The sequence below is a fragment of the Gilliamella sp. Nev3-1 genome, from assembly GCF_001690435.1.
Lineage (GTDB): Bacteria > Pseudomonadota > Gammaproteobacteria > Enterobacterales > Orbaceae > Gilliamella > Gilliamella apicola_C.
In genome coordinates, this window is sequence record NZ_LZHN01000076.1 from 1 (window position 1) to 11,294 (window position 11,294).

The following is an 11,294-nucleotide window of genomic DNA, read 5'->3' on the forward strand; positions in this document are numbered from 1 at the left end:
GCGACATTATTAATGCCAATGGCGACCATTATCATATTGATTACACGCCGAGTGGCAAAGTAAAAACAGAAAAACTGTTTGATGGGCGCTATATCGTTTGGGATTATGATGCTAATGACCAGATAATCAAGCGAACAGAATACGGCGATACTCGACAAGACGACACCGCCTTAATCACCACCTATGAGCGTGACCATTGCGGACGGTTAACTGCCCGTATATTGCCTGATGGACAAAAGGTCACCTACCACTATGATGGATTTGGTCGACTCAATGAGGTGGACGATGGCAAATGGCCACTGGTATGGCAATACGACAAATGTGGACGCATCACGCAAGAGCACCAAGGCTTTAGTAGTCAATATTTTGATTATGACCAAGCGGGACGCTTATTTAGAATGCGCCTGCCTGATGGTAACATCTTAACCCACTATTACCGAGGTGATGAAGTCAGCCAAATCGACCTAAACGGTCAAACACTATCGACCCACCGCTGGCAGGAAGGCAATGAAATTGCCCGTAGCATGGGGCGATTTGGCGAACTCAATTGTCATCAGCAATTTGATAGCCGTGGTCGATTGCTTAATCAAAAAGTCAGGGTCAAAGACAGCCTGAATAAACCGATTGAACGTCATTACCAATATAATGTTGCCGGTGAGCTCACCCAAATGACCGACAACTACAAAGGGGTAAAAACCTTCACCCACGACTTAAAAAGCCGACTCAGTAGCGCTAGCCACCAACCTTATAGCCAAGGACAGTTACCGGATGAGCTGAGCTATAAAGGCTATCATGAGCACTTTTATTTTGACGGAGCCGATAACTTACTGGGCAGTGAAAAGCCACTTGATGAATTAAAACACGCATCACCTACTGCCAAAACCCATGGCACCCCCAAAGCACCCTGCCCCCACAGCAACAAGCTCAAGGCTAACCGCTTATTGATTCAAGGTGACCGCCATTATCAGTACGACCAATACGGCAATGTGATTCGAGAGTTACGCGGTAAACGGCAACATACTGAACACCAATTTAAATGGAATGGGCAACATCAGCTTATTGAATTTAAAAAAATCCGCCACTACTGGGACGAAAACGACAAAGACTTTCATCAAACGGTAGAAACCGTACACTGTTATGAGTATGACGCCTTTGGTCGCCGAATCAGCAAAACCGACATGCAAACGGGCGATAAAACACTCTTCTTCTGGCAAGGTGAAAACCTTATTACGGAATGCCACGCCGATGATGCGGACTTTAGTGTAGAGGTAATCCGTAATGAACACACCAAAGCCCTAGACTACCGCTGCATCAGTTACATTTACGAGCCGGGCAGCACCGGCTTTAGGCCGATGGCGCAGTTAGTCGGTCGTGGACGAGGTGGGCAAATCTACTACTACCTCAACGACCAGCTCGGCACCCCGCAAGAGCTCATAACCGCGAATGGTGACATTGTCTGGAGTGGTGTTTACAAATCCTATGGCAACCTTGCCATAGAATACCGCACCGTACCACAAAACCTGCGCTTTCAAGGGCAGTATTTTGACGAGGAGTCAGGGTTACACTATAATCGCTACCGCTATTACGACCCGTACACCGCCCGCTACATCAGCCAAGACCCTATCGGACTGGTTGGCGGTGAAAATGCTTATAGCTATGTTCCTGACCCACTGGCTTGGATTGACCCGTTGGGATTGTCGGATGAGTGCCCGGGAGTAAAAGCTGGAAAGAATCACGTAGCTGAAACTTATGCGCAACAAGTGATTACCCACGTAGATCCTAAGAAATTAATTAGTCGACAAAATTCAACTGAAATGTCAGGTTCAAATATTAAAAGACTTATAAAGAATATGAAGGCTCATGGATTTGATATCACTCAACCTATAGATGTGGCTATCGTCAATGGAAAAATGATTATTATTGATGGCCATCATAGAGCAGTGGCAGCAGCCAAAGCAGGATTGAAAGATGTACCTATTAGAATTAACAACGTATCGGTGACTCAAAGTAATCAGCTATTATTGGAAGTTGCAGAGGCTCGCTCAAGGTACTAACATGAAAAAATATATAAGACAAATCATACAATTGCAAAAAAATATAATAACTACTTTTAAAAGGGTTTATCCAGAAGTTAAGGATTACAATTTATTATTAGATTGTCCTAGAGAGGGAAAATTAGAGATTAATGGGCAAATATGGTTATTTATAAAACATGGTAAAGGATTGAAATTTATTAGGAAGGAACCTGTGCCTAAGATTATTGTTGATATACATAACTATTTTTCAGAGCCAAATGTGCTAGATGAATGGAGATTAAAGCAATATATTGAGTCCCTAAACCTAACTTATTCTACAAGTGAAATTAACAATAGCTTACATGAATTGACATTAACTCATTTTTTAAAAAAAATATCCGAACAACAATATAAATTAAATGAACTAAAATAATAGAATTTCAACTATCAATTTAGAATAATGGAAAAATAATAAAAATATAATTTCTAAACTATACTGTTAGGCTTAAACTATAATCGCTATCGCTATTACGACCCTCACACAGGTCGCTACATCAGCCAAGACCCTATCGGACTGGCTGGTGGTGAAAACGCTTACAGCTACGTTCCAGACCCACTGGCTTGGATTGACCCATTGGGGTTGTCGGGATTGTCGGATGAGTGTCCGGGGATAAAAAATGCTAGTGATAAAGAAGTCATTGGTTATGCTAAGGGAGCCGCTAGCAGTGCCTTTGAGAATATAAAACGAAATCAACATGCCTCTCGTCATTTAATTGATGAAGGAGTACTCCCAAATTGGAATAAAAATACTGCAGCTCTATATAAAGAAATGGGAATATCAGTTTTAGAGAATCCTACTCATACCTTTGACCATGTATTGAGAGATGGTAATGCTGTTAAAGGATTTATTGGTCAAGCAAATGGAAAAACTGTTGCCTTCATGGTATATAAATCGGGACAAAATCAGGGGTTAATAGCGACCTCGATTGTACCTAGTCTTCAACAAATGTCCAATTGGGGAATAAAATGATATATACAAGAAACATATTAAATATTTATTGGGATAGTAATCTAGGTGAAGTAAGTGGGCAAACATTTTATTTATACAGCAATGATATAAATTACTCTCTTCCTAAATTCCCATTTGAATTGTGGCCAAAATTAACTGAAGCAAAAAGTCATAAATTATTTGGCGAAAATTGGGTTATCTGGCTATGGGATGTCAAATTCTCTGAAATACCAAATAATTGGAAAAAAATAACCGAAGACACACTTCGTTTCTTTTTTGAAAAGAATTCAATAATTAGTTGGTGTGGATTGGATGGTTATTTTATTGATCCTCCAGATTTGTTTGATCCTAAAGAAATGTCTAATGGAGTTTATGCTGTAGTTGATGCTAATGGAGTATTTATTTGCCATAGCGATTTAGATAGTAAATATGAAGCTCTCACTGATAATGAACTATTAATGCTGCATAATGTGATAAAAGATAACATATAAATTAGAAACAGATATTATTTTTGTTTATAGGTAGTAACAATGAGTGATATAAATCAATATAATCCTTTTCCATGGCGATTTAGAGGTGATAAAAAAAGTGGCACATACTGTGAAATCAAACTTGATAACGAGCACACTCGGTTTATTGCAATCAGAGTTATGGCTTATATGCATGATGATGTATATGAAAGGGAATGTCAATTCGTTGCACAAGGGATTATGACTTGGGAGGATATGTACCCTGCAACGGAAAAATTGGGATATATGCCCGATAGGGATAAGGTATTTTGGTTATATAAAGTCTATGTGGATGATATTGAAAATGAGTTTTTAGTTGATGATGTAGAGCTTTTTGCCACAAAAGCAAAAAATTGTGAAGAATTTGTGTTTGATGATTTTTACAAATGCATGGCTTTTTTGAAAGAGCATTACCATGTTGAAGAAAAAGACTTTAAAAAATTAGGGGAAAATAATTACCCTCAGCATTAAGTTTATAGAGCGATATAAAATATTAATGATGTAATTTTTTAAATTATATTAAGTCATTGTCATTATACAAATCCTTGTATTAAAACAGCAAGGATTGCTCTTTTTACTCTATAATTTTATTGTCTATTAAAAAAATCAAATAAAATCAATACGTTTAAAAAAATCAAATAAAATCAATACGTTTTCTGAACGATTCTTATAAAAAAAACAATAACTTTTTAGCCTACCCAAAGGCTGTTTTTGATACATATATCAGTACGACGAATACGGCAATGTGATTCGAGAGTTACGCGGTAAACGGCAACATACTGAGCACCAATTTAAATGGAACGGGCAACATCAGCTTATTGAATTTAAAAAAATTCGCCACTACTGGGATGAAAACGACAAAGACTTTCATCAAACGGTAGAAACCGTACACGGTTATGAGTATGACGCCTTTGGTCGCCGAATCAGCAAAACCGACATGCAAACGGGCGATAAAACGCTGTTCTTCTGGCAAGGTGAAAACCTTATTACGGAATGCCATGCCGATGATGCGGACTTTAGTGTAGAAGTTATCCGTAATGAACACACCAAAGCCCAAGACTACCGCTGCATCAGTTACATTTACGAGCCGGGCAGCACCGGCTTTAGACCGATGGCGCAGTTAGTCGGTCGTGGACGGGGTGGACAAATCTACTACTACCTCAACGACTAGCTCGGCACCCCACAAGAGCTCATAACCGCGAATGGCGACATTGTCTGGAGTGGTGTTTACAAATCCTATGGCAACCTTGCCATAGAATACCGCACCGTACCACAAAACCTGCGCTTTCAAGGGCAGTATTTTGACGAGGACAAATTTGTCTGGAACAAATTTGAACAATGCTTTAGCATTGGCCCTGAAAGGGTGAGTATCAGGATGATACGAATAATCAGGGTTACACTATAATCGCTACCGCTATTACGACCCGTACACCGCCCGCTACATCAGCCAAGACCCTATCGGACTGGCCGGTGGTGAAAATGCCTACCGCTACGTCCCCGACCCACTGGCTTGGATTGACCCGTTGGGGTTATTTGGATGTCCTGTTAGCGTTAATAAAGCTATTCACGAGTTGAATAATGGAGCTGAAAAAGTTTTTGTTAAATCAAGGAACGATGCTGAAGAATTATTTATGAAACGTTATTTAGGTGATGAATATTTAAATATGACTGGCGAAAGTGGGCCTTCTGCTAAAAATTTACTAAAGTTTTTAAAAAATACAGATGGAAAAACCAAATTAGGAACTTATCATTGGGATGATATTAAAGATATAAATGGTAGGGTTGCTGGGCATTCACCTTCAAATCCAGATGGAATTCTCCCCCATCTTCAAATACACGAAAAGAGTGGCAAAATTATACATATCTTTTTCCAATGGGATTCATAAATATAGGAGTACATATAATGCACAAAGACAATCTCACCCATCTTTTAAAAGGATGTGTTTTAGTTAAAGAATTGATTTCTAATGATAAAAGATTCAGGACTTGGCTTGAGATTAGCTTGCAAATTCAGGTTGATCCTTCATTTACTTTTGTAAAGGGGAGATTCGTAATGAATTGGGATGTCAATTTTTTGCCTGAACATAAAAAAAGGATATGTGAAAAATCGGAAGCTAAATTTAAAGTTCGTCAGAATTCTTTTTTAATAGAAGATATTGAAAATGGATTTGATCCTTGCTACGAATGGGTTGGCAAATTTGAATATATCAATTCAATCGATGATTTATTTAGCTACCTAGCAAAAAATAATTTGAATTTGGATGATTTTGAGTTACCCACATGGGATAATGATTATCCATTGTAAAATTTATGTTTACGTAACAAGCATAATAATATCAATTATTACGACTGCATCAGTTACATTTACGAGCCGGGTAGCACCGGCTTTAGACCCATGGCGCAGTTAGTCGGTCGTGGACGGGGTGGGCAAATCTACTACTACCTCAACGACCAACTCGGCACTCCACAAGAGCTAATAGCAGCGAATGGCGACATTGTCTGGAGTGGTGTTTACAAATCCTATGGCAACCTTGCCATAGAATACCGCACCGTACCACAAAACCTGCGCTTTCAAGGGCAGTATTTTGACGAGGACAAATTTGTCTGGAACAAATTTGAACAATGCTTTAGCATTGGCCCTGTAAGGGTGAGTATCAGGATGATACGAATAATCAGGGTTACACTATAATCGCTACCGCTATTACGACCCGCACACAGGTCGCTACCTCAGCCAAGACCCTATCGGACTGGCTGGCGGTGAAAACGCCTATAGCTACGTTCCTGACCCACTGGCTTGGATTGACCCGTTGGGGTTGTCGGATGAGTGTCCGGGAATTAATAATACTAATGGCAATTCAAACTCTTCTGCTCACAATGCTGCTAGTTATGAAAAATTAAAATTAGATCTTAAGACAACCGAAGCAGCTAATAATGTTGTTGAAAGTCTTAGAGAAACAGGACAGTTACCTTCAAATTACGTAACTAAGAAACAGGCTGCTCAACAAGGTTGGTCTCCAGGTAAAGCATTAAATAATACAGTGCCAGGGGGACAAATTGGGGGGGATATTTTTCATAATACAACAGGAATATTACCTAATAGCTCAAATCGTGTTTGGTACGAAGCAGATATTGGAATAAACAATAAGATGTCTAGAAGTAATCAGTTAGAGACAAGGTTGTTATATTCGAATGATGGTTTACTATACATAACAACTGATCATTATTTAACTACCACTAAAATAGGAAAATGGAAATAGCTATGAAAAAAATAGTGTTAAATGGGGAAAATATTCACTCAGAATCTGATTTTCATAAACAAATAGCAACTTTATTAGGTTTTAGTCAATACTATGGTGAAAATCTAGATGCATTATGGGATTGCTTGAGTTATGACGTAGAACGCCCGATTTTAATAATATGGAACAATTCAGATTATTCAAAAAGACAGTTAGGAGAAATAACATTTAATAATATTATAAAAATATTTCAATTAGTAAGAGAACAAGATATAGACTCAAATTTAACAGAAAAAATTAATTTTGAATTAAGATAATAAAATGTGATGCAGGAAGTTAAATCCTATGGCAACCTCGCCATAGAATACCGCACCGTACCACAAAACCTGCGCTTTCAAGGGCAGTATTTTGACGAGGACAAATTTGTCTGGAACAAATTTGAACAATGCTTTAGCATTGGCCCTGAAAGGGTGAGTATCAGGATGATACGAATAATCAGGATTACACTATAATCGCTACCGCTATTACGACCCGTACACCGCCCGCTACATCAGCCAAGACCCTATCGGACTGGCTGGCGGTGAAAACGCCTATAGCTACGTCTCCAATCCACTGGCTTGGATTGACCCGTTGGGGTTAAACAGTTGTAAACTAGGTAAGGCATTAGAAGAAGCTGGTATCGTTCGCCCCGCCAATACCGCTGCTCATCATATTGTGCCCGTAGGTGCAAGAAACGCAGCGCCAGCACAAAAAATTTTAGAGAAATATGGTATTGATATTAACGGTGCTAAGAATGGTGTGTTTTTGCCAACTAAGGACAATAAAACGCTGCCAGGAATAAGGCATAACGGTCGCCATCCTAATGACTATATTAATGAAGTCAATAAGCGGCTTAGAAATGCAGATAAAATAGGTACTAAAGAGGCAATAGAAGCTGAATTACAAAACATCGCAAATATTTTATCAAATGCCGATCGTAACGCAAATTGGAAAACGATATTGAAACCATCATAAGCGCGTATTATTGCATTTAATCATAAATAAATTAATCAAATTGGAGAAAACACAATGAAATCAAAAACTTATTTATTGAATTCAGACTTGTCTGATTATAGTCATTTTATTGAAAATTGTCCTGAGGGACAAGAAGATATGCAGGGAAGAGCAATGGATAGGGCACTATATCATCGTTGGCAACCGTTTGGTGAAGAATACCAACCTGTGACTATGGAATTGTATCGTAATGATTATGGAAAAAAGAATTATCAGTTAGATATTAGTGGATTTACAGCTCCTTTTTATGTGTTAAGTGAAAGGGCTTTAGAGTCGTTAAGTGATATTTTTCTTCCGCGTGGGCAAGTTTTACCGATTATTACCGCAAGTAAAAGAAAGAAGTTCTGGGGCTACTTTCCGACTAATGTTTTAAAAGATTGCTTTAATAAAGAAAAATCAATTTATAAACAATGGCCAAATGGTTTAATGATAGAGCATGTAGTTTTAATTGCTGACAATATTACCGATGAATATTTATTTACTATAGAAGAAGATATCCGACGAGTTTTTGTGACAGAAAAGTTTAAACAACGAGTTGAAGAGGCAGGATTATTAGCGTTTACGTTTCAAGACCACTTTGTGGTTGAAACATCATAGTTTAATGCACTACACAACAAACTCAAGGCTAACCGCTTATTGATTCAAGGTGACCGCCATTATCAGTACGACCAATACGGCAATGTGATTCGAGAGTTACGCGGTAAACGGCAACATACTGAACACCAATTTAAATGGAATGGGCAACATCAGCTTATTGAATTTAAAAAAATCCGCCACTACTGGGATGAAAACGACAAAGACTTTCATCAAACGGTAGAAACCGTACACTGTTATGAATATGACGCCTTTGGTCGCCGAATCAGCAAAACCGACATGCAAACGGGCGATAAAACGCTGTTCTTCTGGCAAGGTGAAAACCTTATTACGGAATGCCACGCCGATGATGCGGACTTTAGTGTAGAGGTAATCCGCAATGAACACACCAAAGCCCAAGACTACCGCTGCATCAGTTACATTTACGAGCCGGGTAGCACCGGCTTTAGACCCATGGCGCAGTTAGTCGGTCGTGGACGAGGTGGGCAAATCTACTACTACCTCAACGACCAACTCGGCACCCCACAAGAGCTCATAACGGCGAATGGTGACATTGTCTGGAGTGGTGTTTACAAATCCTATGGCAACCTTGCCATAGAATACCGCACCGTACCACAAAACCTGCGCTTTCAAGGGCAGTATTTTGACGAGGAGTCAGGGTTACATTATAATCGCTACCGCTATTACGACCCGTACACCGCCCGCTACATCAGCCAAGACCCAATAGGACTGGCCGGTGGTGAAAATGCCTACCGCTACGTCCCCGACCCACTGGCTTGGATTGACCCGTTGGGGTTGTCGGATGAGTGTCCGGGGGTAAAGGCTAAAAAAGAAACGAATAGCACAAATACTGAAGGGCTAACTGGCGGTGCAGCTAGAGCTAAAAAATATTCAAAGAATTGGTCTACAGGAAATCTTGACAAAGTTATTGAAAAGTTTGCAGGCGTAAATCCAATAATAACTATAACTGAAGAAGGAAAAAGAATTTATACTATGGACAGGCTACACTAATTAGTACCAGTTTAATAAGGTCATTGTTATGATAACCAAAAAACAAAAGGAACCAACAATGACAAATCTCATTTCAAGAAGAGAAAAACGCAGTTTTAGTAATGAATTTAAAAAACAGAGGGTAATGTTATGCCAAAATGGCAAAAAACGAGCGGATATTGTCACCGAATACGACCTGACTAAATCCGCATTAGATAAGTGGATTAAGCAATATCAAACCACTGGTGAGTTTACAGCTCAAGCTAATCGTCGTGCTCAAGAAAATGAGCTCATAGCCCTACGTAAAGAGAATAAGCGATTGTTAATGGAGAATGACATCCTAAAGCAAGCGGCGTTGATAATAGGACGAAAATCAAATTAATCACCGAGAATCAACATCGATATAGCTTACGTGCGTTATGTCGATGTTTACAAGTGTCAAGAAATCGATTTTATTATCAACAACCATTAACCAGTAAAAAAACAGACAAAGAGCTTAGTAAAAAAGTGAAAGCGATATTTAACGATAACTATCAAGCCTATGGAACAAGGCGACTACAAGCAGAGCTTAGGGAGAAAAGCATACTATTATCCCGTCGCCGAATTGGTCGAATCATGCAAGAAAACGGATGAGTATCAAAATATACCTGTAAAAAATATTGTGCTAATACAGAACAAAGCAACGAATCAACAGTAAGTAAGCAACTTAATCGTGAGTTTACCGTAGGCCAACAACGAAAAGTGTTAGTGACTGATTTAACTTATGTGAGAGTAAAACAACAATGGCATTACCTTTGTGTGATTATTGATGTAAGCAATCGAGAAATCGTGGGACGAAGTGCTGGAAAACATAAAAATGCTCAACTGGTTATGGATGCTATCAGCCAAATCCCTATTAACTTAAATTCAGTTGAGTTATTTCATTCAGATAGAGGAAAAGAATTTGATAATCATCTACTTGATGAATGTTTAAAGGAATTTGGCATTGAGCGTTCATTAAGCCATAAGGGATGCCCTTATGATAATGCTGTTGCTGAAGCAACATTTAAAGCGGTGAAAACTGAATTTGTGTCAAACACGATTTTTGATTCACTTGAACAACTCAGGTTGCAATTTAATCACTATGTGGATTGGTTTAATTACAACAGGCTTCATTCGTCTTTAAATTACCAGTCACCCATTGAATATAAAATGAATCTATGACCTTATCTTTTTGGTACTAAAAAGTGTGGACATACCAGGTTTCGTCTATTATCTGCCCATAGGCATTATACTGGCATTCGTAGAGGGTGTCACCTAAGCTGCCGGTAAGGGCTATGGGTGTGCCGAGGTGGTCGTTTTGATACCAGTAGAGTTTGATGTTGTCTTGCTGCGCATTGCCATGCACCAGGGCTAATGGGCGGTAAGAGTCTGGCTCGTAAAGGTAGCTTTGCCAGTGTTTATCGTTATCCGTTTCAGCAATAAGTTTACTACCTTGCCACAAATTTGTCTGGAACAAATTTGAACAACGCTTTAGTGTTGGCCCTGCAAGGGTGAGTCTCATGGATGAGACGAATACATAAACTCGGTAGTTTTACCATCCACAGTTTTGCTAGTACGACGGTTAAAGGCATCATAAGTATAAGTGATGATAAGCCCTGTCGGTTTAATCACTTTGATAAGTCGATGCCGGCAGTCGTATTGATAGTGGGTAACCAGACTGTGGTTTTTCCCGCGCTTTTCGGCAATTAGGTTACCAAAGCGGTCATATTCAAAGTATTTATCACTAAAAAAGGTTAACCGGTTGCCTTTGGCGATATTGGCATGAAAAGGCATAGGGGCTAGCGCTTGGGTTTCACTGATTTTATTGCCCGTTGGGTCGTAATCAAACTGCTCGACTTTTTCAGCA

16 protein-coding genes and 4 pseudogenes are annotated in these 11,294 nt (G+C 39.2%); 18 read left to right on the plus strand and 2 right to left on the minus strand.

Going from position 1 to position 11,294, the window contains the following annotated elements; translation table 11 throughout:
- The 18 genes and pseudogenes from A9G40_RS15635 to A9G40_RS14815 all read left to right on the plus strand — a co-directional run.
- Positions 1-2,054: RHS repeat-associated core domain-containing protein (locus A9G40_RS15635; protein ID WP_176700500.1), on the plus strand; the 2,054-nt coding region annotated here is incomplete at its 5' end.
- 1 nt (position 2,055) lies between these two features.
- Complete coding sequence (locus tag A9G40_RS12940; RefSeq protein WP_065583357.1) at positions 2,056-2,448, plus strand: DUF6896 domain-containing protein; 393 nt, start codon at positions 2,056-2,058, stop codon at positions 2,446-2,448.
- 69 nt (positions 2,449-2,517) lie between these two features.
- Positions 2,518-2,665: pseudogene (locus A9G40_RS15570) on the plus strand (RHS repeat-associated core domain-containing protein); the annotation flags it as partial.
- Complete coding sequence (locus A9G40_RS12945; RefSeq protein ID WP_065583358.1) at positions 2,650-3,045, plus strand: hypothetical protein; 396 nt, start codon at positions 2,650-2,652, stop codon at positions 3,043-3,045. The pseudogene A9G40_RS15570 and the gene A9G40_RS12945, both read left to right, overlap by 16 nt.
- Positions 3,042-3,515, plus strand: coding sequence for a hypothetical protein (locus A9G40_RS12950; RefSeq protein WP_065583359.1), 474 nt, complete (start codon positions 3,042-3,044; stop codon positions 3,513-3,515). Before A9G40_RS12945 ends, A9G40_RS12950 begins: the two co-directional genes overlap by 4 nt.
- Before the next feature lie 39 nt (positions 3,516-3,554).
- Entirely contained in the window at positions 3,555-4,004 is a 450-nt protein-coding gene (locus A9G40_RS12955) for a hypothetical protein (protein WP_065583360.1), read from the plus strand.
- Positions 4,005-4,278: 274 nt separating this feature from the next.
- On the plus strand, positions 4,279-4,704 hold the full coding sequence (locus A9G40_RS12960; protein WP_065583361.1) for a hypothetical protein: 426 nt from the start codon (positions 4,279-4,281) through the stop codon (positions 4,702-4,704).
- A gap of 130 nt (positions 4,705-4,834) precedes the next feature.
- Complete coding sequence (locus A9G40_RS15915) at positions 4,835-4,900, plus strand: hypothetical protein (RefSeq protein ID WP_442902733.1); 66 nt, start codon at positions 4,835-4,837, stop codon at positions 4,898-4,900.
- A gap of 21 nt (positions 4,901-4,921) precedes the next feature.
- Positions 4,922-5,419, plus strand: a pseudogene (locus A9G40_RS15580) (RHS repeat-associated core domain-containing protein); the annotation flags it as partial.
- A gap of 17 nt (positions 5,420-5,436) precedes the next feature.
- Complete coding sequence (locus A9G40_RS12970; protein ID WP_081302262.1) at positions 5,437-5,838, plus strand: hypothetical protein; 402 nt, start codon at positions 5,437-5,439, stop codon at positions 5,836-5,838.
- Between the two features lie 129 nt (positions 5,839-5,967).
- Positions 5,968-6,367 (plus strand): annotated as a pseudogene (locus tag A9G40_RS15920) (RHS repeat-associated core domain-containing protein); the annotation flags it as partial.
- A complete protein-coding gene (locus A9G40_RS15360) occupies positions 6,341-6,790 on the plus strand; it encodes a ribonuclease domain-containing protein (RefSeq protein WP_218058030.1) in 450 nt (149 codons plus the stop codon). The pseudogene A9G40_RS15920 and the gene A9G40_RS15360, both read left to right, overlap by 27 nt.
- 2 nt (positions 6,791-6,792) lie before the next feature.
- Positions 6,793-7,086, plus strand: coding sequence for a barstar family protein (locus A9G40_RS12985; protein WP_065583369.1), 294 nt, complete (start codon positions 6,793-6,795; stop codon positions 7,084-7,086).
- Positions 7,087-7,177: 91 nt separating this feature from the next.
- On the plus strand, positions 7,178-7,243 hold the full coding sequence (locus A9G40_RS15925; RefSeq protein WP_442902733.1) for a hypothetical protein: 66 nt from the start codon (positions 7,178-7,180) through the stop codon (positions 7,241-7,243).
- Between the two features lie 75 nt (positions 7,244-7,318).
- The gene (locus A9G40_RS15375) at positions 7,319-7,783 is read left to right on the plus strand and encodes an AHH domain-containing protein (protein ID WP_442902734.1); all 465 of its coding nucleotides are present in this window, start codon (positions 7,319-7,321) and stop codon (positions 7,781-7,783) included.
- Between the two features lie 54 nt (positions 7,784-7,837).
- On the plus strand, positions 7,838-8,419 hold the full coding sequence (locus A9G40_RS12995; RefSeq protein ID WP_065583365.1) for a hypothetical protein: 582 nt from the start codon (positions 7,838-7,840) through the stop codon (positions 8,417-8,419).
- A gap of 39 nt (positions 8,420-8,458) precedes the next feature.
- A complete protein-coding gene (locus tag A9G40_RS15645) occupies positions 8,459-9,427 on the plus strand; it encodes an RHS repeat-associated core domain-containing protein (protein WP_065583366.1) in 969 nt (322 codons plus the stop codon).
- Positions 9,428-9,497: 70 nt separating this feature from the next.
- Positions 9,498-10,609 (plus strand): annotated as a pseudogene (locus tag A9G40_RS14815) (IS3 family transposase).
- 16 nt (positions 10,610-10,625) lie between these two features.
- Here A9G40_RS14815 and A9G40_RS13015 read toward each other — a convergent pair.
- Positions 10,626-10,949, minus strand: a complete 324-nt coding sequence (locus tag A9G40_RS13015) for an RHS domain-containing protein (protein ID WP_065583367.1) — start codon at positions 10,947-10,949, stop codon at positions 10,626-10,628.
- Positions 10,946-11,294: RHS repeat domain-containing protein (locus A9G40_RS13020; protein WP_176700502.1), on the minus strand; the 349-nt coding region annotated here is incomplete at its 5' end. The genes A9G40_RS13020 and A9G40_RS13015, both read right to left, overlap by 4 nt.

Coding starts and splice junctions, on each gene's coding strand:
- A9G40_RS12940 (WP_065583357.1), top strand. CDS start 2,056: ATGAAAAAATATATAAGACAAATCATACAATTGCAAAAAAATATAATA.
- A9G40_RS12970 (WP_081302262.1), top strand. CDS start 5,437: ATGCACAAAGACAATCTCACCCATCTTTTAAAAGGATGTGTTTTAGTT.
- A9G40_RS12985 (WP_065583369.1), top strand. CDS start 6,793: ATGAAAAAAATAGTGTTAAATGGGGAAAATATTCACTCAGAATCTGAT.
- A9G40_RS12955 (WP_065583360.1), top strand. CDS start 3,555: ATGAGTGATATAAATCAATATAATCCTTTTCCATGGCGATTTAGAGGT.
- A9G40_RS12995 (WP_065583365.1), top strand. CDS start 7,838: ATGAAATCAAAAACTTATTTATTGAATTCAGACTTGTCTGATTATAGT.
- A9G40_RS12950 (WP_065583359.1), top strand. CDS start 3,042: ATGATATATACAAGAAACATATTAAATATTTATTGGGATAGTAATCTA.
- A9G40_RS13015 (WP_065583367.1), bottom strand. CDS start 10,949: ATGAGACTCACCCTTGCAGGGCCAACACTAAAGCGTTGTTCAAATTTG.